We start from the raw sequence: 25,180 nt of genomic DNA, 5'->3' as shown, positions 1-25,180 counted from the left end.
TAGTGAACAGAAGTGCAATACAAGTTTTGCGAGTATTGGCGGGGACGGACGGTGTTTGCACTGAGAGTCCTATTTGACTATTAGGGAAGCATTCAGGGTTGTGTGATTTTAATTAAAAGATACCTAAAGTGTTGCTGAACGGTTAACCGTTGGCGGCAACCAAGAGTTTCAACTAAATTTTTTAGAAAAGGATGCGAGGATATTAACGTGATGAACTCAATTGATGGTTGATAGGTAAGAGACCCATGCGGTTGACAGATTCAAAATTGGCCAGGAGGCTCATCCATGCAGCAGTCCAATAGCAGTATTTATGCCGTTATCCTGGCCCTGGGGATGCTGGTCTTGGCGGCCTGTGATGCGCGTGCGGATATAACGCTTACTTTTGGAACCTATGCCGCTGACAAACCTACCGAAACAGTGCGCAAATACCGCCCTTTCCTGACCTTTCTGGCGGACCGGATGTCTGTACGACTGGGGGAAAGGGTCACGATCAAGATGGCGATCGCCAAGGAATACGAAGAAGGTGTGCGCCAGTTGGCGGAGGGTGAAGTGGACTTTGCCCGGTTTGGTCCGGCGTCTTACGTCAGGGTCAAGGAACTCAATCCGCAGATCCGTATCGTGGCGATGGAATCCAAAAAGGGTGAAAAGCGGTTCAAGGGGGTGATTGTGGTCCACCGCGACAGTTCAGTCGAATCCCTGGATGAACTGGTTGGGCTGACCTTTGCCTTTGGTGATGAGCTGTCAACAATCGGTCGGTATTTGGCGCAGGCGCAGTTACTGGATGCTGGTATCACAGGCAGCGATTTACACAGCTTTGCCTATTTGGGCCGACATGATCTGGTCGGAGAGGCGGTGGGGGCCGGGAAATTTGCAGCAGGGGCGTTGAAAGAAAGCACCTATATAAAACTTGTGGCCAAAGGGGTTTCGATCCGGGTTCTGGTGTCCTTTGAAAATGTGACAAAGCCCTGGCTGGCCTCTGCGGAGCTAGATCCAAAGATTGTGCAAGCGATGCGGCAGGTCATGTTGGCGGCCCAGAACGAAGAAATTCTTCGACGTGTTGCCAAGAATGGATTTTTGGCCAGCCAGGATTCTGATTACGATATTATCCGCGACGCAATCGAACAAAGCCGTAGCTTTTAGCCTAGAAAAGCAGAGACATGAAACGCACGGGTATCCTGTTTCAGATTGTGATTTCACTGTCGCTGGCCGCTCTTTTGGTTGCGCTGGTTGTGGGAGCTGTTGCCAGACGGACCGAAGGCAACCGGTTGCGTGATCAATTGAATGAACAGGCCGGGCTAACGGTTTCGCTGCTGAGCGGGTTGATGCTCGAGTCCATCATTGTGGAAGACGTGCCGGTCCTGGAGACTGGTCTTCAAGAGGCCCTGGTTCGAACGCCCAAAATTTTGTCTATCCAGATCCTGAACAGTGATGGTGCTACGATTGCGACTGCCAATAGGCGCGGCATCGCCGCACAGGAAGAATTTGTGACCTACGAGCAATCGGTCGAAATGGAAGGGTTCAAGTTCGGCACGATGGTCGTGCGGTGGTCGATGCTGGAAGGGCAGGCCTTGGTGCAGGAAAGGGTCCGATATACGATCATGTGGACTGTCCTTGCGGTTGCTGGGCTGTCAGCACTGGTTTTGGGGTTGATCAGTATTTTGGCTCTGAATCCCCTGAAAACGATTCACCTGCGGATGTCGGATGTTTTAGCCGGTGCGCGTGGGCGGGCCGGAACCTTACCTTGGTATGCCTCTCGGGAATTCTGGGCGCTCAACTTTTCGGTGGGTGTTCTGGAAGACACCTTCGCTGAGCGCGATGAACGTGAACTGGCTTTGGAGCGCGCCTGCGAGGAAGCAGATATTGCCAATCAGGCGAAGTCGGAGTTTTTAGCCAATATGAGCCATGAAATCCGCACGCCAATGAATGGCGTGATTGGCATGGCAGAACTGATCATGGAAACTGACCTGGATGAGGATCAGCAGATCTATGCTGAAACCATTTCAAAATCCGGCTCTGCGCTGCTGACAATTATCAATGACATTCTCAACTTCTCCAAGATCGAAGCAGGGAAGTTCGAACTGATCCGGGTGCCGTTTAATCTACTGACAGCCATCGAAGATGTGGTCACGCTGCTGTCGCCCAAGGCCACGGGCAAGGGGGTCGAGATCATTTTGCGCTATGATCCAGACCTGCCAGAATTTTTCGAGGGCGATGTTGGTCGCATCCGCCAAGTGATTACCAATATCATTGGTAATGCGGTGAAGTTTACGGACATAGGCTATGTCTATATTGATGTGAGCGGTGAGAAAAACCCGAAAGACTACGGTCTGACAATCAGCGTTACGGATACCGGTATTGGTATCCCCGAAAACCGGCTTCAATCGGTCTTTAGTGCCTTTGAGCAGGTGGATACTGGCGCAACGCGCAGCTTCGAAGGCACCGGTCTTGGGCTGGCTATTTCAGCGCGTCTGGTGAATTTGATGGGCGGCGCTGTCTCGGTGGATTCCACAGAAGAGAAGGGCTCGGTCTTTACGGTTCAGCTGGATTTGCCGCTCGCCGATCAGCTTGAGGCGGTTCCGGTGACCGTGCCGACCCTGAAGGGGCTAACCGGTCTTGTTGTTGATGATCTGGAGCTGAACCGGCTGATCCTGACGGAACGGCTGAACACCTGGGACGTGCGCAGCCTTGAGGCCAGTAGCGGAGCGCAGGCCCTGGAGGTGCTGGCGAATACGCGTCAGGACTTTGGGTCTTTGGACTTTGCCATCCTGGATTACCAGATGCCGGGAATGAACGGTCGCGCCTTGGCACGGCGCATTCGGGCCATTCCTGACTATGCAACACTGCCAATTGTCATGCTGTCTTCGGTTGACCTTGCCATGAGCCGGTTCGGTGAGGATGGGTTGAAGGATTGTGAAATCGTGCTCAAGCCGCTGCGCGCAGCGCAGTTGAAACAGGTGCTTGGGCGGGCGCTTAGTCCTGAGAAACAGTCGCCCAGCCTCAGCTCTCCCAGTCGGGTGGCTCCGCAAAACACCGAATGTATGAAGCTGCTGATCGCAGAGGACAACCGCACCAATCAGCTGGTTGTGACACGGATGCTCAAGGACGCGGGGTTTGACATCACCATTGCCGCAAACGGTGCCGAGGCGGTCGAGCTGTTCACGGAGGTCCAGCCGGACATTATTCTTATGGATATGATGATGCCGGTGATGGATGGGGTCGAGGCGACGCTAAAAATCCGCGCAATTGAAAGCGCCGCTCAGGCCAGCGGGACAGGCTGCCCTATCATCGCCCTGACCGCCAATGCGCTGGACTCTCATCGTGACAAATGCCTGGCCGCAGGTATGGATGATTTCCTCAGCAAGCCAATCAACAAACAGGCCCTGCTTGCTGCGATTTACAAATGGAGCCGACCGCACTGTGGCGCCACGACTGAGCTCTGGCTGCGGCAAAACTGATGCTTTGGTGGTGGCACTAGCGGCTCTGGGCTGATGCGGCCCGCAGTTGGCGGTAGACAATGCTGACGAGATTGGTCAGGGCAAAAAGCACTGCGGCAAAGCAGACAATTGTTGGCCCGGTGGGGGTGTCGAGCATAAAGGACAGCTGCAGACCGGCAAGGGCCGAGAGAGCACCGATCCCCACGGCGATGGTGGCCATGCGCTCTGGCGTTGCAGCAAAGGGGCGGGCAGCGGCAGCGGGGATCAGCAACAGGGCTGAAATCAACAACACACCCACCACCTTGATGGCGGTGGCGACAACCAGGGCCAGAGCAATGGTCAGGACCAGCTGTTCGCGCTTGGGGTTGATCCCCGCCGCATAGGCCAGATCCGGGCTGAGCGTGGCGGTGAGCAGGGCAGACCATCTGGCCCAGAGCAGCAGCAGAACCAGCGCCGCCCCGCCCCAGATCACCGCAAGATCCATCCGGCTTACTGCAAGTATATCACCAAACAGATAGGCCATCAGATCAATGCGGATCCCCTGCAAAAAGGAGACCGCCACCAGCCCAAAGGCCAGCGAGGAATGCGCCAGAACCCCCAGCAGGGTATCCATGGCAAAGCCGCGTCCGCTCAGGCTGGAGACCGCGGTGGCCATCAACAGGGCAATTATCAGCACCCCGGCAAAGATTGGCACCTGAAACCCCAATGCCAGTGCCACGCCCAGAATTGAGGCATGGGCGGTGGCATCGCCAAAATAGGCCATGCGGCGCCAGACCACAAAGCAGCCCAAAGGGGCAGCGGCAACGGCAACGCCGGTTCCGGCCAAGGCGGCGCGCAGCAGAAAGCTGTCCAACAGGGGAATCATCGTTGGGCCTCTTCGGTAACATCTGGGGTTTGGGAAAGAACCACATCTTTGCCGTGATCATGGCCGCAACTGTGGTCGTGGCTGTGATTGTGTTCATGGCGATACAGCGCCAATGCGCCCTGGGTGCCGCTGCCAAACAGGGCGCGATACTCAGGGGCTGAGGCCACATGTTCCGGCTCTCCCTCACAGCAGATGTGACCGTTGAGACAAATCACCCGGTCCGAGGCCGCCATCACCACATGCAGCTCGTGGCTGACCATCAAAATGGCGCAGCCCAGAGTTTCGCGCAGGGTTTCGATCTGTTGATAAAAGGCCGCCGATCCAGGTTGGTCCAGCCCCTGCGTTGCCTCGTCCAGAATCAACAGCTGTGGTTTGCACAGCAGTGCTCGCGCCAGCAAAACACGCTGGAACTGGCCGCCCGACAGATCGGCCATTTGGCGGCTGGACAATTGCCCGGCCCCGGCCTGTTGCAAGGCCTCGACAGCCTGTTGATCTGACACCCTGTCGGGTAGGCTGAGGAAACGACGCACTGTCATTGGCAGGGTTGGGTCGATATGCAGCTTTTGTGGCACATAGCCAATGCGCAGGTCCGGGCTGCGGGTCACGCTACCTTGGCTGGGCATCTGGGCGCCAATGACGCTGCGCAACAGGGTCGATTTGCCTGAACCATTGGGACCGACGATGGTGACGATCTCCCCCGCGGCGATGCCAAAGGTCACGTTTGACAGCACTGTGTTGCCACCATAGGTGACGGAGAGATTCTGTAGTGCAATCAGATGCATTTATCTGCGGCTTTTTGGCATTTGGGGCATAGGCCTTCGGCTTCGACCACCGTGCGCTCGATCTGAAACCCAGCATCGCGCGCGGCTTGACCCAATTGGCCCTTTGTTGGAATGGTCTGGGCCTCAGCCACGGATTTACACAGCCGACAAATCATAAAAACCGGGGCGTGGTCTTCGCCGGGGTGGGTGCAGGCAATAAATGCATTCAGGCGCTCAATCTTATGGGCAAACCCATTGGTCACAAGAAAATCCAACGCCCGGTAGGCGACGGGAGGTTGCGAGCCGAGCCCTTCTTCGCGCAGCCGGTCGAGGATTTCATAGGCGCCCAGGGCGCGGTGCTCTTGCAGCAGAATTTCCAGGACCCGTTTGCGGACCGGGGTAAATTGTAGCCCCTGTGCTTTGCACTGGCTATCAACCGCGTCGATGCAGCTGACAATGCAGCTGGTGTGATCATGGGCTTCAAAGCCGATGGATTCCATAGTCTGTGGCCTCCGCTGACAGGGCTGATGTCTAGGGTGAATGAACTTGGCCCTTGATATGTTATGATATGACGTTTAACAAGCCGTGAGATGTTATAAAATCACATGAGAGATCCCATGCTAAAAACCTCCCTGACTTCTGTTGCCGCCCTTTTGGGGTTTGCCGGTCTTTCCATGGCAGATGTGCCCAAGGTGGCAACCGATATTGCTCCTGTGCATGGTTTGGTCGCGCGGGTCATGCAGGGGGTGGGAGAGCCCAGTCTGGTGGTGCCGGTTGGTGCTTCTCCACATGATCACTCCATGCGTCCTTCCGAAGCCCTGGCCCTGTCGCAGGCAGATTTGGTCTTTTGGGTGGGTGAGGCGTTGACGCCCTGGCTGGAGGGCGCCGTTGAAGAGCTGGCCAAGGATGCGCAGGTTGTGGAGCTTATGGCCCTGGAAGGCGGTCTCGCGTTGCCATTCCGTCAGGGGGTGGGTTTTGAGGCTCATGACCATGGCGATTCCCATGACGAACATGACGACCATGGCCACACTGCAGAGGCGCATGAGGAACACGCCGAGAGCGATCACGCCCATGATCATGAACACGACCATGATGAGGGGCATGAGGAGGGGCATGCGCATGAAGAAGATCACCACGGGCATGATCATGACGGTCTGGACCCCCACGTCTGGCTCGCCCCCGAAAATGCGACACTATGGTTGGATGTGATCGCGGCAGAGCTTTCGGCGCTGGATGGGGAAAATGCGGCCATATATGCCGCCAATGCTGCGGCGGGAAAGGTGGAAATTCAACAGGTCCAGGCAGAGATCAAAGCCAGTTTGGGCGCTGTCCGCGATGGCGGCTTTGTGGTGTTCCACGATGCCTATCAGTATTTCGAGCACAGCTTTGACATCCAGGCCGCTGGTGCAATCGCCTTGAGTGATGCCTCTGATCCAAGTCCGGCCCGGATCGCAGAGATTCAGCAGGTTGTGGCGCAGAAACAGGTCTCTTGTGTCTTTTCAGAGCCGCAGTTCAACCCGGACCTTGTCGCCACCGTCCTGGAAGGTAGCGGTGCAAAAACAGTGGTCATTGATCCAATGGGAACGGGCCTGGAACAAGGTGCGGGTTTCTACCCTGCGCTGTTGAAAGAGCTGGGTGCTGCAATGGCCGACTGTTACTGAGATCAAACCGACCTGCAAACAGGTGCGTTTCAAAAGGGCTGGAGGCAACTCTGGCCCTTTTGTGTTTCAGGCGTGCTTCAGATCCGATCTTTGACCAGATGCGTGAGCGTGGCCCCGGTTTCGTAATAGGCACCGCGCAGGCCGGCAAAAGGCAGGCTGTGGTCTGCTGTGGCGGGCAATGGCAGGCGGCTTTCATCGCCTGAAATCAGCGCTTCGGCGATTTTCTGACCAAAAAGCGTTCCCGGTCCAATGCCGCGACCGGAATATCCGAAGCTGACATAGCCCCCCTGCAGCTTTTTAATCTTTGGCAGGTATTCGCGGGTCATGGCGATGCGGCCAAACCACTGGCTTTCCAGTTTTGCTCCGGCGAGGGTCGGAAATGCAGCGGCCAGTTTCCGCGCCAGCCAGCTTTGGTGAATGCCGCTGCCAAAATGGTCCAGTGCGCCCATGGCGCCAATGACCAGGCGCCCCTGTTGGTCCATCCGCCAAGAGGACATCACCAGGGCAGAGTCCCAGCAGCCTTCGAGGCCCGGCAGGATCTGTTCTTGTTGGGCTGCGGTGAGCGGCGCTGTTGCACCTTGGAAATAATGCACGGGCACAATCGCCGGGGCGTCATAACCGGTCATCGCACGGGCATAGCCATTTGTGGCCATGATCAGATGTTTGGCGCGGATGCTGCCTTTGGGGGTGGTAACCTGCCAGCTGTCCTTGTCGCGGCTGATTGCAGTGGCGGGGGTTTGGTCGTGGAGTTGCGCGCCAGCTTCGATGGCGGCGCGGGCCAGGCCGCGGACAAATCCCAGCGGCTGGATGGTGCCGGCACGGGGGTCAAACAAGGCGCCATGGACGGCCTTGCTGCCGACACGGGCCTGAGCCTGGCTTTCCTCCAGCAGCTGAACCGGCGCGCCAATGGCCTGCAGCTGGTCGGCACGGCGTTGCAGATCCTGCATGCCGCTGGGGGCGTGGGCGCAGTGCAGGGTGCCATTGCGCACTGGCTCGCAGGCGATGTTGTGACGCTCGATCAATCCGTAAACCAGATCCGGCGCCTTCCCCAGCGCCTGTGACAGCCGGTTGCCAACCTCTGCACCAAGGCGGACATTGATATCTTCCGGCGGCAACCAGAGCCCGGCGTTACACAGGCCGACATTGCGCCCCGACCCGCCATGGCCAAAGACCTCTGCCTCGATCAGATGCACGGAGGCGCCCATTTCTGCGGCCTTCAGGGCAGCGGAACAGCCAGTATAGCCGCCACCGATCACCACCAGATCTGCCGTCACCTCCCCGGTCAAAACCGAGGAGGCGGGGTGTTCCTGGCAGGTCTGGTGCCAGAGGCTAGAGGTCAGGTCAGATGTCAAATTTAATTCCCTGTGCAAGCGGCAGTTCCTGCGAGTAGTTCACGGTATTGGTCTGGCGGCGCATATAGCCCTTCCAGGCATCAGAGCCGCTTTCCCGTCCGCCGCCGGTTTCCTTTTCACCGCCAAAGGCGCCACCGATTTCGGCGCCAGAGGGACCGATGTTAACATTGGCGATACCGCAATCAGACCCGGCTGCCGAGAGGAAATATTCACTCTCGCGCAGATCCGTCGAGAAGATGCAGGAGCTCAGCCCCTGGGGCACCTCGTTTTGCATCTCAATGGCGTGATCCAGATCCTCATATTTCACCACATAAAGAATCGGAGCAAAGGTTTCGGTGTGCATGATCTGGCTCTGGCTTGGCATCTCCACAATGGCCGGATGCGCATAGGCCGCAGCGCCATGGCTCTCAACCAGGGCCTGTCCGCCACCATGAACAACACCGCCTTCGGTCTTGGCCTGGGTCAAGGCCTTGTCCATCGCCGCCAAGGCCAGGTCATCAATCAGCGGACCCACCAAAGAGCCCTCTGCCAGTGGGTCGCCAATAGGCAGGCCCGCATAGGCCTTGATCAGCCGTGGGATCAGCGCGTCATAGATATCGGCATGGACGATCAGGCGGCGCAGCGAGGTGCAGCGCTGTCCGGCAGTTCCAACCGCAGAAAACACAATGGCGCGCAGGGCCATTTCCAGGTCCGCCGAGGGGGCAACGATCATAGCGTTATTGCCGCCCAGTTCCAGAATGGTGCGGCCCAGTCGCTGGGACATGTCCTGCGCCACGGCCTTACCCATGGGCACCGATCCGGTGGCGGAAATGATCGCAACATCCTTGGAGGCTGTCAGGGCCTCGCCCAGATCCCGTTCTCCAATCAGGGTCTGGATCAGGCCTTCTGGGGCTTCCGCGCCAAAGGCGGCAGTAACCCGATCACAGATTTTTTGCACTGCCAGGGCGGTCAGGGGCGTTTTTTCCGAGGGTTTCCAGATCACCGGATCGCCGCAGACCAACGCCAGTGCCGCGTTCCAGCACCAGGGGGCAACCGGGAAGTTGAAGGCGGTGATCACGCCGCAAGTGCCCATGGGGTGCCAGCTTTCGCGCATGGCATGACCGGGGCGTTCTGACGCAATGGTCAGGCCATAAAGCTGGCGCGACAGGCCGACGGCAAAATCGCAGATGTCGATCATCTCCTGTACTTCGCCGAGGCCTTCCTGATAGATCTTGCCGCATTCCAGCGTCACCAGCCGCCCAAGATTTTCCTTCTCCCGGCGCAGCTCTTCGCCAAGCAGACGCACCAGCTCGCCGCGACGGGGGGCGGGGACAAGCCGCCAGGATTTGAAAGCGGCTTTGGCCTTTGCGATCTGCGCCTCTGCATCGGCCAGGCTGTGCGTGGCAATACAGGCGATTTCGCTGCCATCGATAGGGGTTTTGACACTGAGACTGCCGCCGGTCAGCGCGTCTTTGCTAAAACCGGCTGCGGTGAGGATTTGGGAATGAGGCATGGGCCATCCTTTCAAGGAAACTATCTGGCCATGAGCAAATTGCGGGGTTTGGCGCTGGCCGCTCAGGGCGTTTTCCTATAAATCACATGGCAAACTTGAAAATGCACATGATACTAAATCCTAAAGCTATGAGGAAAGATCATATGATAGCGCCGCGCCGTTTTTTGCCGTCGATCTCGTCCCTGCTGGCGTTGGAGGCGGTGGACCGTCTGGGCAGCGCCTCGGCGGCGGCCGAGGATTTGAACCTTACCCAAAGTGCAATTAGCCGCCAGCTGAAACAGTTGGAGCAGCAGATGGAGGTGGATTTGATTGCGCGGGATCAGATGCGCATGCAGTTGACCCCGGGCGGGGCAAACTATGCCAAAGAAGCCCGTGTCATACTGTCCCGGCTGGCGCAGGCCTCGATCAAGCTGCGGGCGAACCCGGATGGCGGCAGTTTGAACCTGTCGATTCTGGCCTCCTTTGGGCTGCATTGGCTGGCGCCTCGACTGAAGGATTTTGTGGCTCAGCATCCCGGTATCACGGTCAATTTACAGACCCACAACCTGCCTTTCAGCTTTGAGGCAGGCACGGCGCAGGCGGCCATTCACTATGGCACCCGCGATTGGCCGGGGGTGCAGTATCTGCCCCTGATGCCCAAACATGTACTGCCAGTCTGCGCCCCTGATTTTTTGTCTGCGCCTCTGGCCGAGCCCGCAGATTTGCTGGGCTACCCGTTGTTGCATCTGGAAACCCATCCGGATTGCTGGGAGCAGTGGTTTGCCCTACATGAGGTTAGTGCCGAGCGGTTGCAGGGCATGTTGTTTGACCAGTCCTCTGCCATGACCCAGGCGGCGGTGCATGGCCTGGGCATTGCCCTGCTGCCGACCTTTCTGGCTGAAAGCGAGATCACGGCGGGCCGGTTGCAGCTGGCAATCTCTGGTGCGCCGGTCTCGCTGGGAGAGTATTTTCTGGTTTGGCCGCCCGACCATGCTGACGATTACCCGCTTATTCAGTTTCGCAATTGGCTGGTTGCGCAGATCGCGACAGAGGAGTTCTGAGATGCGTCTGCCCAGTCTTACCCATCTGCGCTGCTTTGACAGCGCTGCCCGCCATCAGAGCTTTACGGCGGCGGGGGAAGAAATCGGCCTTACCCAAAGTGCTGTCAGCAAGAAGGTGAAAGAGCTGGAAACCGACCTTGGCTTTGCCCTGTTTCAACGGGTGGGGCGCGGTGTGGTGCTGACAGCCGCGGGCGCAGGGCTGGCGGCGGATTTGGCGCAGGATCTTGGGGCGCTGCGTAGTTCGGTGCAAAAGGCGGTGGCCGCGGGGGCAGGGCGCAGTGCCCTGCGGATCGCGGTGTTGCCGACCTTTGCCAACCGTTGGCTGATTCCGCGCCTGCCGGATTTCTTTGCCCGCCATCCAGAGATTGAGCTGAGCCTGTCGACCCGGCTGGAACCCTTTGACTTTGCCCGCGATCCCTTTGACCTGGCGATCCACTATGGCGGCGACAACTGGCCCGGTGCCCGTATGGTCGAGCTGTTTGGCGAGCAGATGGTGCCAATTGCGGCGCCAGAGTTGTTTGCCAGCCATCGGCTGGACAGCAGGGAGAGCCTGCCAGAGGTGCCGCTGGTTCATCTGGACAGCCGCAGCGACGCCTGGGGAGATTGGTTTCTTGAGGCCGGGGTGGAGGGCAAGCCGCGCCAGGATGGGCGCTATTTTGATCAGTATTCTATGGTGATCGGCGCTGCCGTTGCTGGGCTGGGTGCTGCTATCGTGCCCTTTGACATGGTCTCTGATGAGCTTGCCTCGGGGGCGCTGCGGCGGTTGCCGGGGCCGGGGCTACGCTCAAACAAGCGGTATTATCTGGTGCGCCCACACGGGGTCGCGGCGGATGCGGTGCAAAAATTCGAGACCTGGATTACCCGGCAGTTGCGGCAGAAAGCCGGCGACCTTGCCTAACTTCTCTGGATCCGAACGGGCAGATCTATGCGGTTTTGGAATGAGTTGGGTCCAAGAAGGGGAGTACTTTTGCCCGTTGAAGAGGCTTAGGCTTTGGGTCTGAGTGTCGGGCGTTGGATCCCGACGCCTGTGCTCACAGCTGTAGGACCCTATCCATGTCAGAGTTTCGCAAGGCCAGCCGTATTGATGCCATCGAGATATCAGAGATTTTGCAAATTGGCGCGCGCGCTGCAGAGTTGAAACAGCAGGGGCGGCCGGTGATCATCCTGGGGGCAGGGGAGCCGGATTTTGACACTCCGGATGCAATCAAACAGGCGGCTGTTGATGCGATCTGGGCCGGAGAGACCAAATATACTGCCCTGGACGGCACTACAGCGTTGAAACAGGCGATCAGCGCCAAATTCAACCGCGACCATGGGTTGGATTATGGGCTGGATGAAATCATCGTCTCAACCGGGGCGAAACAGGTGCTCTACAACGCCTTTATGGCCAGTCTTGAACCCGGCGACGAGGTGATTGTTCCAGCCCCTTACTGGACTTCTTATGTGGATATCATTGCCCTTGCCGGGGGCAAACCGGTGCTGGTGCCCTGCGAGGCTGAGACCGGCTTTCGGATGACCCCGGCGCAGTTGCAACAGGGGCTGACGTCGCGCACTCGCTGGGTTTTGTTCAATTCGCCCTCGAACCCCTCTGGCGCGGCCTATGGGGCCAAGGACTACGCGCCTTTGCTGCAGGTATTGCTGCAGCATCCGGATGTCTGGATCATGGCCGATGATATGTACGAGCATATCACCTATGAGGGGTTTGACTTTGCCACCCCGGCAGCGGTTGAGCCGCGATTGAAATCGCGCTGCCTGACCATCAACGGGGTGTCCAAGGCCTATGCCATGACCGGCTGGCGCATTGGCTATGCGGGCGGCCCCGCTGCGCTGATTGCTGCGATGGCGGTGATTCAGGGGCAGTCTACCTCTTGTGCCTCGTCTGTGTCCCAGGCGGCAGCAGTGGCGGCGCTGAACGGCTCACAACAGATCCTGTCAGAGCGGCGCAGCAGCTTTCAGGCCCGCCGTGATCTGGTGGTTGATGGGCTCAACGCCCTGGACGGGATCAGCTGCCCACGCCCTGAAGGCGCCTTTTACACCTTTGCCAGTTGCGCCGGTGTTCTGGGGCGCCGCACACCAGGGGGTGAAATTCTGGAAACGGATGCGGATTTCTGCGCCTATGTGCTGGAACAGCATGATGTTGCCATGGTGCCGGGGCGGGCCTTTGGCCTGTCGCCCTATTTCCGCATTTCCTACGCCACCAGCACCGCAGAGCTGCGGGAGGCCCTGGCGCGACTGGCGCGGGCGGTGGATCAGCTGCGCTGAAAATCCGGGGCGGTTTATAGCTGCTTTTGCATCAAAATGAGGTCCAGCCACTGGCCCCATTTGTGCCCGACCTGAGGCATAAGACCTGTGCGGGTGAACCCGATGGCACTGTGAAACCCGACTGCCTTTGGATTGGCGCTGCTGATGCCAGCCACCAGCACATGTACCTCCCTGGCACGGGCGGCCTCTTCCAGTTGGGCCATTAAGGCCCGTCCCAGCCCTCGCCCCTGTGCTTCGGGCAGCAGTTGGATTGAGTGTTCCTGGGTGTGGCGATACCCGGGGCCAGAGCGAAAGGCCCCGTAGGTGGCAAAGCCAAGAGCTCGGCCATCACGCTCTGCCAGTAAGAACGGCTTGGGGTCCTCTTGCAGCCGCGTGGCGATTTCTTCGGGCCGACGCTCCTGTGTGGTAAAGGTAAATAAGGTGTCGCGGATCAATGTGTTGGCAATAGCGGCAATGCTGGCGGCGTCCTGCGGCTGGGCCTGGCGAATTTGTACGGGCATTGTCGGGCAGTCCTTGGGGCATCAAAAAGTCAGAGTAATCGGACCATGGCGGGACACAAATCACAAGCGGCGCCTACGGCGAAATTTTGGGCGCAGTGATGTCTTTTGCACTTAAAGCAATTGAACTTGGCGAGGGCGGGCTTCAAAGATAGGGCACCCAAAGCAAGGAGCCAGAGAGATGCACCGCAACGACATGAAACCGGCGACGATAGCGGCCCAAGCCGCAGGCGCGATTGACATGGCCAGTGGTGGTGTGGTGCCGCCTTTGCAGCCCTCCACCACCTTTGTGCGGGACCGGGACTATCAGCTGGTCAATGAGGGCAACGTCTACCTGCGTTCCCATAATGAGGCGGTGCGGCTTGGCGAAGACATTCTGTCCCGTCTTGAGGGCGCAGCGGATACTCAGCTGTTTCCATCGGGTATGGCAGCCATCGCGGCGGTGTTTCGCACGGTGCCCAATGGCGGTGCGGTGATTGTGCAGTCGGGCATCTATTGGGGCACCACCAAATGGATCCGCGATTTCTGTGCGCGCCGTGATATTACTCTACACGAGGTCGAGGCCAGCGATACGGCGGCTTTGCAGGCGCTCTGCGCGGCGCAGCAGGCGCAGCTCTTGTTTATCGAGACGCCCTCAAACCCCTGGCTGAAAACTGTTGATATCAAAGCGGCTAAAGCCTGCGCGCAGAGTGCTGGCGCCAGTCTGGTTGTGGACAGCACCGCTGCGACCCCGCTGCTGACCCGGCCACTGGAGATGGGGGCGGATATCGTCATGCATTCCGCCACCAAGGTGATCAATGGTCACTCCGATGTGCTGGGCGGGGTGCTGAGCACCCGCGCACGCACCCCGCTCTGGGAGGCGATCTGCATGGATCGCAACGAGGCCGGCGCTGTGATGGGTCCTTTTGAGGCCTGGCTATTGGTGCGCAGCATGCGCACGCTGCCGTTGCGAGTGGAAAAGATGTGCGCCAATGCCATGGCGGTCGCGGAGTTTCTCAGCCAACACCCAGAGGTCGAAGATGTGCTTTATCCCGGCTTGCCCAGCCACCCGGGTCATGCGCTGGCCAGCCGCCAAATGACCGGAGGCTATGGGTTCCTGATGTCTTTTCTGGTCAAAGGTGGTCGCGAGGCGGCGCTGGCGGTGGCAGGGCGGTTGAACCTGTTTCATCGCGCGACTTCGCTTGGTGGGGTAGAAAGCCTGGTGGAACATCGCCACACCATTGAGCCCCATACCGGTATCCCGGAAAACCTGCTGCGGATCTCCATCGGGATTGAAGACGTGGATGATTTGATTTCGGACCTCAATCAGGCCTTGCTGGGGTAGGGCCTCCTACAGGCACGGTGGCATGAGGCGCTTGTTAAGCCTGGCCTGGTTTCAAATAAATCCAGGAAAGGCCTGGCAGTGCACCACCTTGGCCATTCTCGCCGCCAGGTTGTCAGATCATAGACCGGGCGCTGTAGCGCTGCCTTTAGCTGTTGGGCATAGGGGGGCGAATTCCATGAGCTTTGGCGCGCAAGGGTCAAAGACTGCGTTGATATTGTCCGCTGCGGCGCCGGAATTGACCTGCTTTTAGCAGGCCCGGACGCCCATCTGGATGATCTGGCTGCCCTTGATCTTGTAGATGCTGTTGATCCGCTTACGACCCGTCTGCATGTACCAGGCGTTCAACTGCTGCGGATAGTTGGCGGCAATGATACGCGAGTAAAAGTCGAACTTTTCTGGCGAAAGGCGGCGCCCGCTTTTTGAGGGGCCATGGAACCCAAAGGTCGTATTGGGTGAAATGCGGGTATTGGGCAGACCCAATAGCATGGTGCAGGTGGAATAACAGACGCGACCTCGGATTTCGACTGGCCGTCCGGAGGACCGCAGATTGCGCAGTTCAATCAGCCGATCACGGACAAAGCCACCCCGGTCATTTCCCACCACGTAGGGGGCCTGCCCAGCGGCAAAAGCCGTTTCAGCACTGGTAAACAGCCCCATTGTGATGGCAGCGGTGGCGACCAGGGTTCTGGTCAGGGCGCCAAAGCCTGCCTTGAGCCGACCTGCGGTTCCGGTTTTTGCGGATGGAACCACGCGTTTTGCTCGCTCGCTCATAACTTACTCCTCGCAGTAAAATCTGTGTTGGAGGTCAGAGCTAGAGAGGTGGAATGCGCAGCTTGGGCACAAGATGTGGCGAAAAACGGGCGCTTATTTTCAAATTGATAAGGATTATTGACGAAGTGTTACTACCCCTGCAGGTGGCTAAACTTCCGCTCAGAAATATTAATATTTTTCTAATGGTTAACAGGAAAAGCGGCGTGCTTTCCCCGGTTTGTGGCGTCGGGTTTCGGGATGTTTTAGGAAAATTTTAGCTTTGAAAGCGCAGTGGTTTTGCGCATTTTCAGTCTTGATGGCCTTCAACGTCGCAAGCTGCGGGGCCGAGGTTGATCTTGGCGGGATATAAATAACATAATCCAGATTATTGGATTAAAGTGTGTCGCCGCGGCACATTCTAAACTGGGTTGCGAAATTCCCCCTATCTTGCTGGAAAGCAAGGAGAATGAAAGATGGCGCATAAAGAGCTTAACCTGCGTGAACGTCGCGCGATAGAAGATATGTTGAATGCGAAGATATCTGTGCGTGAGATTGCCGCAGAGATCGGCAGGCATGTTTCCACGGTGTATCGCGAGATCAAACGCAATCACTACGACGATAAAGAGTTGCCAAAACTGAACGGATACTACGGTGTTGTCGCTCAACGCGCAGCAACCCAAAGACGCGCGCGGCGACGCAAACTGGTGCGGCTGGTTGGTTTACGCAAAGCTGTGATCAAGCAGCTCAAAAAAGGTTGGTCTCCAGAACAGATCGCGGGTCGTTTGCAGTTTGAAGATCAAGCAGTGCGCGTCAGCCACGAGACGATCTACGCGTATGTTTATGGTCCTGATGGCCAATCCAGAGAACTTGCCCGTTATCTGCCGAACCGCCGGAAAAAACGGCGACCACACCATGCGCGCAGGCCCCGCGACCTTGTATTCCCGCCAGATCGGTCCATCCATGAACGCCCTGACTACGTCGATACCCGAGAGACTTTTGGCGAATGGGAGGGCGATCTGATGATTTTGGAACGCGCACAGGGCAAGATGAACGTCGCCTCGCTGGTCGAGCGCAAAACCCGATTTGCCGTGCTGTTCCGCAACAACGACCGCAGCACAACGCATCTGATGAACCGGCTCATGGGCGTGATGGAACCCCTGCCCCAACCAGCCCGTAAATCGATCACGTTCGACCGTGGAATCGAGTTTAGAAGCTGGCGCAAGTTGAAGCCTGGCATCGGCACTGAGGCATGGTTTTGTGATCCGCAGGCACCCTGGCAAAAGGGTTCTGTCGAGAACCTGAACAAGCGAGCGCGGCGCTACCTACCCCGCGATGCGCCTGTGGCCGCGCTCTCAAATCGAGATATGAAGTCGATTTGTGAGCGCTTAAACGGCACGCCCAGAAAGTGCCTGGGATGGCGCACACCAACCGAAGCCTTCAGGGAAGAACTGATGAAACTAAGATAGTGGAAGCCGTCGCAACGACCCTTGAGATTCCACGCAAAGCAGTAATGTCACGCTTTGGCAAAGCTGACTTATCACTCTTCCCGCATAAGGCAGTCGGGTTGTTTTAATCCCCTGACAGTTCAGAATGGATTTGCCATCAAGCGACTTATCAATCTTGCGCGAAATCCTCGATAAGGAGGAACCGTTCCCAAATAATCTGCATGTCCGATGAAAATCCGCCGTTCCGTTCAAAGTAGCCACGATGCCCTGCGCGCCAACCATCCAGACTTTCATCCTCGCCCTCGGCAAGAGCCATGTCTTCGGTCACTTCATCGAACCTGCACTGGATCACCTCAACGGTTTCGATCACAAGAGCTGGAGTGCCGTCCCAGTTGAGACAAATATCGCGCCGGCCGATTTCGGGGGAAGGTTCGCCGTTCTGGAAGTCGTGCAGCGCGCTACAGGTTGCCACTTTCTTTCCATTCCGCACCAAGGACAGCAATGCGCTGCATAAAGCAGGAGTATCGCCAAACTTGAATGTCTGGGCCGATGGGTACCGCAGTTTCAACGCTCCTAAGTCTTCGTGCATATTATTTCTTCCTTCTCCAAGCCCGCGAACCCCACATCATCTCTCATAAACTATTCATAATATTAGGTGCTTAGCCTGGTTTTCTCTATTCAGTATTTGCAGGTAGAGCCGATGGCGCCGCCGCCCACAAGGCTTTTCAGTCCTTCGATGTTTGAGGTCTACCAGTCTTTAAGGTTTAGGGGCTGCCAAGCCTTGTGGGTGGATCGGGGTCTTGCCCCTGGGAATTCTGAAAACAATCACAGATCGGAAAAATAGCAAGGAAATTACTTGCGAAAGGGGTGGATATTGATGCCCCGCTTGCAAGGTTCCGGGTAAATTCAGAGGCGCAATGGGGATCTTTCTATGGGCGAATTTGACAAAGTCTTGACGGCGCTGCGACGGCAGTTTCACCAACAGCCAGAGCTTGGCTTTGCTGAGCATCGCACCAAGGCCTGCGTTGCGGAGCGGCTGCGGCAGTTGGGATTTGATGTCTATGAAGGTGTCGGCGTCATTGGTGTATTGAAATCGGGTGGCGGCAACCGTGCGATTGGGTTGCGGGCCGATATGGACGCCCTGCCCATTCACGAAATCGCAGATCATGATTACGTCTCGCAAAACGCTGGGGTCATGCATGCCTGCGGCCATGATGGTCATATGACCATGCTCTTGGGCGCGGCGGAAATCTTGGCGCAGAGCCGCGATTTTGAGGGCACCGTGGTGTTCATTTTTCAACCAAATGAGGAGCACGGGTTAGGGGCGCAGGCGATGATCGCCGAAGGTTTGCTGGAGCGGTTTGAACTGGAAGAAATCTATGCCATTCACAATCTGCCTGGTGCGCCTGTGGGGCAGGTTTCGACCCGTCCGGGGCAGATTTGCGCCAGCGAAAGCCTGTTTGAGATTACACTAAAGGGTCAGGGTGGGCATGCCTCGATGCCCCATGTTGGGGTGGATGTTATCACTGTGGGCGCGGAAATGGTCCTGGCCTTGCAAACGATTGTGTCCCGCAAACTGGCGCCCTCCTCTGGGGCGGTGGTTTCGGTCACCGAATTCATCACCGATGGACAGCGAAACGTGTTGCCCGGTCTGGCGCGGCTCAAGGGCGATGTGCGGGCTCGCCTGCCGCAAGACCGTCTGGCGCTGGAGCGCTTCATGCGCCAGATCACCCGTGGCATCGCAGCTGCCCATGGCATTACCGTCGAGATGAGCTTTGATACGGAGTTCATTGAAACCCTGAATGCCAAAACCCCGACAGAGGCCGTGGTGCGGGTGGCGCGGGCGCTCCAGCTGGAGACGGTCGGAGATCGTCCCCCCATGAGCTTTTCTGAGGATTTTGCCCATTTCAGTGCAGCTATACCCGGCTGTTTTCTGTTGCTGGGCAACGGAGAAAGCGGCGCCCATGGCCAGCCGCTGCATTCCGCTGACTATGATTTTAACGATGCGCTGTTGCCGATTGGAGCTGCCTTCTGGGCAGAGCTGGTCCGTGACCGCCTCCCTAGCCGAAAGACCGCCAATGTTTGATTTTCCTTCTGTCGCAAAACTAGGACATGTTGCAGCCAGAAAACGCGATGGCGATGCCGTGGAGCGGGTTTTGTCGCGTCAGGATTTTGCCACCTCCCGCGCTGAAATCACCCAGTGGCCGGGCTACCAGCCGACGCCATTGGTCTCGCTCACGGCGCTGGCCGCAAAGATCGGCGTTGGGGGCATCCTATATAAGGATGAAGGTCCCCGGTTTGGGTTGGGCAGTTTCAAGGCGCTTGGCGGATCTTATGCAGCGCAGCGGCTGCTGCAGCGGCAGATCTCGGCGCGTCTGGGGCATGAGGTCTCGTTGGAGGATATCCGAACCGGGACATACAGATCCGAGGCGGCTGAGATTACGCTGGTTTCGGCCACGGATGGAAATCATGGACGCTCGCTGGCCTGGGGCTGTCAGCGCTTTGGCGCGCCCTGCCGGATCTATATCCATGCGGAGGTGAGCGAGGGTCGCGCCCAGGCAATGCGCGATCTGGGTGCCGACGTGATCCGTATCGCGGGCGATTATGACGCGTCGGTGATTTTGGCCAAGCAAGAGGCGGCGGACAACGGCTGGTTTGTGGTCTCTGATACCTCTTGGGAGGGGTATTCACAGCCGCCGCGCGACGTGATGGCGGGCTATGGCGTGATGACCCAGGAGATCTGCGACAGCCTGGAACAGGCGCCGACCCACGTGTTCCTGCAAGGCGGTGTTGGCGGGCTGGCGGCGGGGGTTGTTGCAGGCTTGCGGCAACACTGGGGCGCACAGGCTCCCCGTGTGGTGATTGTTGAACCCGAATTGGCGGCCTGCTTGTTTGAGAGTGGCCGCACCGGAGCGGCCACTACTTTTGCCATTGAAACAGAAACCCTGATGGCGGGTCTGTCCTGCGGTGAGCCCTCGGGCATGGCCTGGGAAATCCTGTCCGAGGAGGTTTCGGATTTTCTGACAATCCCCGAGAGCCTGGTGGCGCCCTCGGTGCGTCTGTTGGCGCGCCCCCTGCCCGGGGATACGGCGATTGAGGCTGGCGAAAGCGCTATTGCCGGCCTGGCAGCGCTGATCGCGGCGCGCAAGGACGCGGACCTGTCGCGAAAGCTGGGGCTGACGGGGGAGGCGCGGGTGTTGTTGATTGGCTCCGAAGGCGTCACCGACCCTGCCATTTTTGCCCAGATCATGGGGGAAAGTGATGCTGCTTAAGGCACCAGAACGCGGTTTTGAGCTGGCAGAATTTGAGGCCCGGACGCAAAAGGCGCAGGCGCTGATGGCGGAGCAGCACCTGGAGGGTCTGCTGCTGATGAGCGAAGCAGATGTGCGCTATTTCAGCGGTTTTCACACCTTGTTTTGGCAAAGCCCCACGCGGCCCTGGTTTTTGTTTGTCCCGGCAGCAGGAAAACCCATCGCGGTGATCCCTGAGATTGGCGCCGCGTTGATGCGGCAAACCTGGATCGAAGATATCCGCACCTGGAGCGCGCCTGCCCCGCAGGATGATGGCATCAGCCTGCTGCGCGATCTCCTGGCGCCCTTGGCGCAGCGCAATGCCCGCCTTGGGATCCTAAAGGGCCACGAGACCGCGCTGCGGATGCCTTTGGGAGATTGGGAGCGGCTGATGCAGGCCCTGCCGGGACTACAGCTGGCGGATGCGACGGGCTTGGTCCAGGGGCTGCGGATGGTGAAATCCGCGGCGGAGATCGACAAACTGGCCCATATTTGCGCCATCGGCTCTGCCAGTTTTGACCAGGTGCCAGCACAGGTTTCGCAGGGTATGCCGCTGCAAGAGGTGTTTCGCACCTTTCGCCGCGAAGCCCTGGCGCAAGGCGCGGATGATCTGCCCTACCTGGTGGGCGGCGCCGGCCCCGGAGGCTATATTGACGTGATCTCGCCACCGTCACGTCGGCCGTTGCAGGCGGGCGATGTCTTGATGCTGGACACTGGTGCCACCTGGGATGGCTATTTCTGCGACTTTGACCGCAACTTTGCCATTGGATCAGCAGATGCCGCCGCCTGTCGTGCCTATGATGTGTTGTGGCGGGCCACCGAAGCGGGACTTGCGGCAGCACGACCTGGCAATAGTTGCCGGGATTTGTTTCTGGCCATGCAAGGCGTGATCGCAGAGCTGGACGATCAGGGGGGCGATATTGGCCGACTGGGGCATGGGCTGGGGATGCAGCTGACAGAACAGCCCTCGCATGCGAGTTTTGACCAAACCGAGCTGCAGGCTGGCATGGTGCTGACGCTGGAGCCCTCGCTGTGCTACGGGAACAATCTGATCATGGTACATGAGGAAAACATCGTCATTCGACCGCAGGGGGCGGAGCTGCTAACCACCCGCGCCGCGCCGGAATTGCCGGTGATCTGATCGCAATCCACTGGGTCAAACCGTAAAAACGGGTTGTTCTTTGACCGTGTTCTGCGCTTTATCAGCGCATGGACGACAAAGATCTGGAAATACTGAAGCTGATGCAGGGAAACACCCGGCTGACCGCAGATGCCCTGAGCGCCGAGGTTGGCCTGTCGCCGCCTGCGGTGCAAAAGCGGGTTAAGCGGCTGCGCGACTCTGGTGTTATTCAAAGCGAAATCGCGGTCCTGTCTCCGGCCAAACTGGGTCGAGAGATGACAGTGATCGTTGAGGTCGTTTTAGAGCGTGAAAGCCGGATGCATCTGGATGCCTTTAAGCAGCGGATGCGATCAGCGCCCCAGGTACAACAGTGTTATTACACCACTGGTGAGGCTGACTTTATCCTTATCGTGGTTACGAAAGACGTCAAAGAATATGAGGCGTTTACCCAGGAATACTTTTTTGATGAAGCCAATGTCAGTCGGTTCAATACCTCGGTGGTGATGGACCGGGTCAAGGTTTCGTTGGATATTCTTTAACCCCGTTGGCAGCAAACCGGTGTGTCAGGCTGGCTGGCACCGCCTGAGCCTTTTTCAAGCTTTGGGCGCGGTGTTATCCTGCAATGCCACGTGCAGGATCTGCGACAGCCGGGCCTTGTTCATCGGCTTTTGCAAGAAAAAATGACCCTGGCCAGAGAGCGCTTCCAGGGTTGTCTCATCCTGGCTATGGCCTGACATCAAAACCACCTTGATCTGTGGAAAGCGGCGGGCAAGGCGCTTCACAAATTCCACACCGCTTTCGCCGCCTGGCAAAACCACATCCGCAAGAATTAGCGCAGGCAGCGACCCCTGTGAGATTACCTGCATCGCCATGGCCGCATCGCTTGACTCTGTCACGCGGTAGTTGAGTGACTCCAGCATGCCGCGCAGGGTGCTTTGAACCGCGCCGTCGTCTTCCAGCAGGTGGATACTCTCTCCGTTTCCAGTAATCGGAGCCAGTGTTTTTGATCCGGGCTTTGCCGCAGGCTCCTGAGCGGCGCGGGGCAGGAAAAGAGAGGCGCTGGTGCCGGTTCCGGGCTGACTACGCAGGGCGACACCGCCGCCGGATTGCTGTGCAAAGCCATAGACCATGGACAGGCCGAGCCCGCTGCCCTGTCCGGTCTTGCGGGTGGTGAAAAACGGCTCATAGGCCCGGTTTAGGGTCTCTGATGTCATGCCTTCGCCAGTATCGTGCACCAGGATTTCAACATAATTCCCAGGCTGTAAACTGTGCTCACCCCCTGGCAGAGGGAGGGGGGCAGTTATCTGGTGGTTCTGACAGGAGATCTCTACCGTGCCGCCCCGCGGCATGGCATCGCGGGCGTTGCACGCGAGGTGCAGGATTGCGCTTTCCACCTGCGTGACATCGGCGTGAACGGACCATGTCTCGTCGGCTATCTCGGTTTCGATACAGATGCCGTCTCCGAGGTTTTGTAACAGGGTATTGTTCATGCTGGCAACCAGCTTGGACAGGTCCACTGGTGTGGGGCGAAGGGTCTGCCTGCGGGAATAGGCCAGCAGGTGGCGGGTTAGATCGGCGCCGCGCAGGGCGGCCGTTTTGATGGCGGTTATCAGTTCCTGATTGGTGTCCTGGGCCATGTTCAAAAGTTCGGCATTGCCTAGGATAACAGTGAGCAAATTGTTGAAATCATGTGCAATACCGCCAGAAATCTGGCCAATTGCATCGGATCTATGGGCGGCAAGAAGCGAGGCTTCGAGATCTTTTCTTTCGGTGATATCCGTCAGAATACCGGCAGAGCGGGTGGCGCGGCCGTTCGGGTCCGCAATAGATTTGCCTAGGGCATAAAACCAGCGATAATCGCCTGACCCGGTTTTGAGCCGGAATTCCTGCCTAAAGGGCACATCCGGCTCTTGCAGGTGGCGTGTCATTTCAGCCTTAAAAGAGGTGACATCCTCAGGGTGCAGAGTTTTAAGGGCACCGTTTTCGGCGGTCCTGTCTAGAAAGGTGTCAGCGTCAAAATCGGGTTCAAGCTCCAGTGCCTGCAGAAAACTGGGTGAGAGATAAAGATGATTTTGCTTTAGATCCCAATCCCAGACTGCCGCGCTCTGAGTGGCCAGGGCATAGCGCTCTTCGCTGGTGTCGAGCCTCCGGGTGCGGTCTTCGACTTTCCGTTCCAGTTGGCCGTTCAGCGTCTGCATTTGCAGTTGCAGGGCATTTTGTTGTGTGACGTCTTCTTCGCTGATGATCGTCGCAAAGGCCCCGGTAATTGGATCCCGTCCGCGCCTGGCCAGAATCCGGTGCACACGCGCGCCATTTTGAGTCCAGACCAGCTCTTCCAGATCCAGGCTTTTGCCGTTGGTGGCCGTTTCCAGCAACTGCACAGCGACATTCGGGTCTTTCAGGCGGCTGGCCATGTCATTGCCGTTTAGGCCTGGTCTCGCGGGGCCATAGCAGGCAAACGCAGCAGGATTTTGTGCTAGCAATTGCCCCTCTGCGGAAAAGGTGCTGACCATCAATGCCGAGGCTCGGGTCGCTTCCAGGATCCGCAGGGATCCCGCGTCCACGATGCTGTCGACAAATTGCTTAACCTCAATCAAAACAGCATTTGTGCCCTGATTTATGGTGACCGGCAGGAAAGACAGGATGACGCTTTTGGGTTCGTCATTGGGGTAGAGCGTCCATGTGTCCTGGATGCGTTTTTGGCCAGGACCATTGCGTACGACCTGCCGTAATCGAGTGCGCACCATGTCGCTATCCATGGAAAAATCACGCTGTAGCAGGTCGTCCAGGCTTTCGGCTTCCCAAAACAATATGCCAGCCGCGTTTGCCCACCAGATCTTATGATTGTCGACGTCAAAGACCCAAATCGGCGTGGCCAATTGCTCAAAATGACCCAAGCTGTCTTGAGTCGCAAAATGTGAGACAGCGCAAGAACTCTTCATACTGACTAAAGTACCATGGCTAAAAACTGAAGCAGTTGTACACTTCTGTTCTTTTCAACCCAAGTAAATTTGACACCCTTAGGCGTTTCCTGACCTGCGGCAGTTTGTTTATGGCGCGTCGTGGGCGGCTTTGGCCCGGTCAGTGGTCGCTTTTGCTCAGATGGCGCGCCTATACAGGCAGACAAAAAGGCCTTATGATTGTGCTTAAATAAGAAGGCGCAGAGCTTATGAAGGCAACATTCCGGGACGTCAAAGCGGATATCATGGGCAAGATTGTCTCGGGAGAATGGGCCCCCGGGGGGCTGGTGCCCAATGAGCTGGACCTGGCCGAGAGCTATGGCTGCGCCCGCGCCACCGTCAACCGTGCTATGCGGGAATTGGTGGACGAAGGCGTGGTCGAGCGCCGCCGCAAGGCGGGCACCCGTGTTCGTATGGCACCGCTGCGCCAGGCCCGGTTTTCCATTCCCATCGTACGCGCCGAGATCGAAGGCCAGAACTCTACCTACCGCTATGCGCTGATCAGCCGAACGGTTATGGACGCGCCCAATTGGCTGCGCGCGCGTCTACAATTGGCGCAGGGCGCATCGGTGCTACACCTGACCTGCATGCATTATGCAGATGGGCTGCCCTACCAGTTTGAGGATCGCTGGATTTCATTGTCGATATTGCCTCAGGCAGGCGACGCGGATTTCAGCGAGCTAGGGCCAAATGAATGGCTGGTTTCAACGGTGCCATTTTCCGATGCCGAAATTGCCTTTTCTGCGACCGCGGCGACGGAGGATCTGGCAGAGTTCCTGAGTTGTACACAAGGCGAGGCTCTGTTCATGGTCGAGCGCTCGACCTGGCTCAAGGGAGAGGCGATCACTTTTGTGCGCCAGACCTTCCGTCCCGGTCACCGGATGACAACGCGGTACTAAACCGCGCCGCCTGTTTGCTATTTCTGGT

General features: G+C 57.9%; 22 protein-coding genes. 13 read left to right on the top strand and 9 right to left on the bottom strand.

The genetic code is table 11. The annotated features are described in order from the left end of the window. Window positions 1-285: 285 nt before the first annotated feature. Together JZI28_RS23115 and JZI28_RS23110 are read left to right on the top strand one after the other, a co-directional pair. The gene (locus JZI28_RS23115) at window positions 286-1,140 is read left to right on the top strand and encodes a PhnD/SsuA/transferrin family substrate-binding protein (protein ID WP_295448845.1); all 855 of its coding nucleotides are present in this window, start codon (window positions 286-288) and stop codon (window positions 1,138-1,140) included. A gap of 17 nt (window positions 1,141-1,157) precedes the next feature. Beyond that, a complete protein-coding gene (locus tag JZI28_RS23110) occupies window positions 1,158-3,455 on the top strand; it encodes a response regulator (protein WP_375700338.1) in 2,298 nt (765 codons plus the stop codon). Window positions 3,456-3,471: 16 nt separating this feature from the next. Here the strand turns inward: JZI28_RS23110 and JZI28_RS23105 are convergent, their stop codons facing one another. From JZI28_RS23105 to JZI28_RS23095, 3 genes are read right to left on the bottom strand one after another with little or no spacing between them, the layout of a single operon-like run. After that, the gene (locus JZI28_RS23105) at window positions 3,472-4,299 is read right to left on the bottom strand and encodes a metal ABC transporter permease (RefSeq protein ID WP_375700337.1); all 828 of its coding nucleotides are present in this window, start codon (window positions 4,297-4,299) and stop codon (window positions 3,472-3,474) included. Continuing rightward, window positions 4,296-5,081, bottom strand: a complete 786-nt coding sequence (locus JZI28_RS23100) for an ATP-binding cassette domain-containing protein (protein WP_375700336.1) — start codon at window positions 5,079-5,081, stop codon at window positions 4,296-4,298. The genes JZI28_RS23105 and JZI28_RS23100 overlap by 4 nt, the downstream gene beginning before the upstream one ends. Further along, the gene (locus JZI28_RS23095; RefSeq protein ID WP_295448833.1) at window positions 5,072-5,560 is read right to left on the bottom strand and encodes a Fur family transcriptional regulator; all 489 of its coding nucleotides are present in this window, start codon (window positions 5,558-5,560) and stop codon (window positions 5,072-5,074) included. The genes JZI28_RS23100 and JZI28_RS23095 overlap by 10 nt, the downstream gene beginning before the upstream one ends. A gap of 117 nt (window positions 5,561-5,677) precedes the next feature. On the opposite strand from JZI28_RS23095, the gene JZI28_RS23090 reads away from it, so the two are divergent. Next, window positions 5,678-6,721 carry a zinc ABC transporter substrate-binding protein gene (locus JZI28_RS23090; RefSeq protein ID WP_375700335.1) on the top strand — a complete coding sequence of 348 codons (1,044 nt, stop codon included), beginning with the start codon at window positions 5,678-5,680 and terminating at the stop codon, window positions 6,719-6,721. Window positions 6,722-6,798: 77 nt separating this feature from the next. Here the strand turns inward: JZI28_RS23090 and JZI28_RS23085 are convergent, their stop codons facing one another. Then, window positions 6,799-8,073, bottom strand: coding sequence for an NAD(P)/FAD-dependent oxidoreductase (locus tag JZI28_RS23085; RefSeq protein ID WP_375700334.1), 1,275 nt, complete (start codon window positions 8,071-8,073; stop codon window positions 6,799-6,801). Beyond that, complete coding sequence (locus JZI28_RS23080; protein WP_375700333.1) at window positions 8,063-9,565, bottom strand: aldehyde dehydrogenase family protein; 1,503 nt, start codon at window positions 9,563-9,565, stop codon at window positions 8,063-8,065. Before JZI28_RS23080 ends, JZI28_RS23085 begins: the two co-directional genes overlap by 11 nt. 143 nt (window positions 9,566-9,708) lie before the next feature. Here JZI28_RS23080 and JZI28_RS23075 point away from each other — a divergent pair, with 143 nt between their 5' ends. From JZI28_RS23075 to JZI28_RS23065, 3 genes are all read left to right on the top strand, one after another. After that, window positions 9,709-10,605 (top strand): LysR substrate-binding domain-containing protein, encoded by an 897-nt coding sequence (locus JZI28_RS23075; RefSeq protein ID WP_375700332.1) that lies wholly within the window; start codon window positions 9,709-9,711, stop codon window positions 10,603-10,605. Between the two features lies 1 nt (window position 10,606). Beyond that, window positions 10,607-11,503: a LysR substrate-binding domain-containing protein gene (locus tag JZI28_RS23070; RefSeq protein ID WP_375700331.1), complete on the top strand. Its 897-nt coding sequence runs from the start codon at window positions 10,607-10,609 to the stop codon at window positions 11,501-11,503. 155 nt (window positions 11,504-11,658) lie between these two features. Next, entirely contained in the window at window positions 11,659-12,867 is a 1,209-nt protein-coding gene (locus JZI28_RS23065; RefSeq protein WP_375700330.1) for a pyridoxal phosphate-dependent aminotransferase, read from the top strand. A gap of 14 nt (window positions 12,868-12,881) precedes the next feature. On the opposite strand, the gene JZI28_RS23060 is transcribed toward JZI28_RS23065, so the two are convergent. Further along, window positions 12,882-13,367 (bottom strand): GNAT family N-acetyltransferase, encoded by a 486-nt coding sequence (locus tag JZI28_RS23060; RefSeq protein WP_297338811.1) that lies wholly within the window; start codon window positions 13,365-13,367, stop codon window positions 12,882-12,884. 178 nt (window positions 13,368-13,545) lie between these two features. On the opposite strand from JZI28_RS23060, the gene JZI28_RS23055 reads away from it, so the two are divergent. Beyond that, window positions 13,546-14,688: a trans-sulfuration enzyme family protein gene (locus tag JZI28_RS23055; protein WP_375700329.1), complete on the top strand. Its 1,143-nt coding sequence runs from the start codon at window positions 13,546-13,548 to the stop codon at window positions 14,686-14,688. Window positions 14,689-14,934: 246 nt separating this feature from the next. On the opposite strand, the gene JZI28_RS23050 is transcribed toward JZI28_RS23055, so the two are convergent. Then, window positions 14,935-15,459, bottom strand: a complete 525-nt coding sequence (locus JZI28_RS23050; RefSeq protein WP_375700328.1) for a hypothetical protein — start codon at window positions 15,457-15,459, stop codon at window positions 14,935-14,937. A 452-nt stretch (window positions 15,460-15,911) separates the two neighbouring features. Here JZI28_RS23050 and JZI28_RS23045 point away from each other — a divergent pair, with 452 nt between their 5' ends. Further along, the gene (locus tag JZI28_RS23045) at window positions 15,912-16,904 is read left to right on the top strand and encodes an IS30 family transposase (RefSeq protein WP_375700327.1); all 993 of its coding nucleotides are present in this window, start codon (window positions 15,912-15,914) and stop codon (window positions 16,902-16,904) included. Window positions 16,905-17,052: 148 nt separating this feature from the next. Here the strand turns inward: JZI28_RS23045 and JZI28_RS23040 are convergent, their stop codons facing one another. Continuing rightward, window positions 17,053-17,472, bottom strand: a complete 420-nt coding sequence (locus JZI28_RS23040; protein WP_375700326.1) for an ASCH domain-containing protein — start codon at window positions 17,470-17,472, stop codon at window positions 17,053-17,055. A 342-nt stretch (window positions 17,473-17,814) separates the two neighbouring features. On the opposite strand from JZI28_RS23040, the gene JZI28_RS23035 reads away from it, so the two are divergent. From JZI28_RS23035 to JZI28_RS23020, 4 genes are all read left to right on the top strand, one after another. Continuing rightward, window positions 17,815-18,969: an amidohydrolase gene (locus JZI28_RS23035; RefSeq protein ID WP_375700325.1), complete on the top strand. Its 1,155-nt coding sequence runs from the start codon at window positions 17,815-17,817 to the stop codon at window positions 18,967-18,969. Then, complete coding sequence (locus JZI28_RS23030; RefSeq protein ID WP_375700324.1) at window positions 18,962-20,155, top strand: diaminopropionate ammonia-lyase; 1,194 nt, start codon at window positions 18,962-18,964, stop codon at window positions 20,153-20,155. Before JZI28_RS23035 ends, JZI28_RS23030 begins: the two co-directional genes overlap by 8 nt. Further along, window positions 20,145-21,314 carry a M24 family metallopeptidase gene (locus JZI28_RS23025; protein WP_375700323.1) on the top strand — a complete coding sequence of 390 codons (1,170 nt, stop codon included), beginning with the start codon at window positions 20,145-20,147 and terminating at the stop codon, window positions 21,312-21,314. Before JZI28_RS23030 ends, JZI28_RS23025 begins: the two co-directional genes overlap by 11 nt. Before the next feature lie 68 nt (window positions 21,315-21,382). Next, complete coding sequence (locus JZI28_RS23020) at window positions 21,383-21,832, top strand: Lrp/AsnC family transcriptional regulator (protein WP_297341882.1); 450 nt, start codon at window positions 21,383-21,385, stop codon at window positions 21,830-21,832. Between the two features lie 54 nt (window positions 21,833-21,886). Here the strand turns inward: JZI28_RS23020 and JZI28_RS23015 are convergent, their stop codons facing one another. After that, complete coding sequence (locus tag JZI28_RS23015) at window positions 21,887-24,190, bottom strand: response regulator (protein ID WP_375700322.1); 2,304 nt, start codon at window positions 24,188-24,190, stop codon at window positions 21,887-21,889. 272 nt (window positions 24,191-24,462) lie between these two features. Between JZI28_RS23015 and JZI28_RS23010 the strand changes: the two genes are divergently transcribed. Continuing rightward, a complete protein-coding gene (locus JZI28_RS23010; RefSeq protein ID WP_375700321.1) occupies window positions 24,463-25,152 on the top strand; it encodes a UTRA domain-containing protein in 690 nt (229 codons plus the stop codon). Window positions 25,153-25,180 lie beyond the last annotated feature (28 nt).

Source organism: Pseudophaeobacter sp. TrK17 (assembly GCF_042192375.1).
GTDB lineage: Bacteria > Pseudomonadota > Alphaproteobacteria > Rhodobacterales > Rhodobacteraceae > Pseudophaeobacter.
This window is presented reverse-complemented; position numbering and strand designations above follow the sequence as displayed.

Bases quoted from the DNA above. Each gene is read 5' to 3' on its own strand.
- JZI28_RS23115 (WP_295448845.1), top strand. From the start codon at position 286: ATGCAGCAGTCCAATAGCAGTATTTATGCCGTTATCCTGGCCCTGGGG.
- JZI28_RS23110 (WP_375700338.1), top strand. From the start codon at position 1,158: ATGAAACGCACGGGTATCCTGTTTCAGATTGTGATTTCACTGTCGCTG.
- JZI28_RS23105 (WP_375700337.1), bottom strand. From the start codon at position 4,299: ATGATTCCCCTGTTGGACAGCTTTCTGCTGCGCGCCGCCTTGGCCGGA.
- JZI28_RS23100 (WP_375700336.1), bottom strand. From the start codon at position 5,081: ATGCATCTGATTGCACTACAGAATCTCTCCGTCACCTATGGTGGCAAC.
- JZI28_RS23095 (WP_295448833.1), bottom strand. From the start codon at position 5,560: ATGGAATCCATCGGCTTTGAAGCCCATGATCACACCAGCTGCATTGTC.
- JZI28_RS23090 (WP_375700335.1), top strand. From the start codon at position 5,678: ATGCTAAAAACCTCCCTGACTTCTGTTGCCGCCCTTTTGGGGTTTGCC.
- JZI28_RS23080 (WP_375700333.1), bottom strand. From the start codon at position 9,565: ATGCCTCATTCCCAAATCCTCACCGCAGCCGGTTTTAGCAAAGACGCG.
- JZI28_RS23075 (WP_375700332.1), top strand. From the start codon at position 9,709: ATGATAGCGCCGCGCCGTTTTTTGCCGTCGATCTCGTCCCTGCTGGCG.
- JZI28_RS23070 (WP_375700331.1), top strand. From the start codon at position 10,607: ATGCGTCTGCCCAGTCTTACCCATCTGCGCTGCTTTGACAGCGCTGCC.
- JZI28_RS23065 (WP_375700330.1), top strand. From the start codon at position 11,659: ATGTCAGAGTTTCGCAAGGCCAGCCGTATTGATGCCATCGAGATATCA.
- JZI28_RS23060 (WP_297338811.1), bottom strand. From the start codon at position 13,367: ATGCCCGTACAAATTCGCCAGGCCCAGCCGCAGGACGCCGCCAGCATT.
- JZI28_RS23055 (WP_375700329.1), top strand. From the start codon at position 13,546: ATGCACCGCAACGACATGAAACCGGCGACGATAGCGGCCCAAGCCGCA.
- JZI28_RS23050 (WP_375700328.1), bottom strand. From the start codon at position 15,459: ATGAGCGAGCGAGCAAAACGCGTGGTTCCATCCGCAAAAACCGGAACC.
- JZI28_RS23045 (WP_375700327.1), top strand. From the start codon at position 15,912: ATGGCGCATAAAGAGCTTAACCTGCGTGAACGTCGCGCGATAGAAGAT.
- JZI28_RS23040 (WP_375700326.1), bottom strand. From the start codon at position 17,472: ATGCACGAAGACTTAGGAGCGTTGAAACTGCGGTACCCATCGGCCCAG.
- JZI28_RS23035 (WP_375700325.1), top strand. From the start codon at position 17,815: ATGGGCGAATTTGACAAAGTCTTGACGGCGCTGCGACGGCAGTTTCAC.
- JZI28_RS23030 (WP_375700324.1), top strand. From the start codon at position 18,962: ATGTTTGATTTTCCTTCTGTCGCAAAACTAGGACATGTTGCAGCCAGA.
- JZI28_RS23025 (WP_375700323.1), top strand. From the start codon at position 20,145: ATGCTGCTTAAGGCACCAGAACGCGGTTTTGAGCTGGCAGAATTTGAG.
- JZI28_RS23020 (WP_297341882.1), top strand. From the start codon at position 21,383: ATGGACGACAAAGATCTGGAAATACTGAAGCTGATGCAGGGAAACACC.
- JZI28_RS23010 (WP_375700321.1), top strand. From the start codon at position 24,463: ATGAAGGCAACATTCCGGGACGTCAAAGCGGATATCATGGGCAAGATT.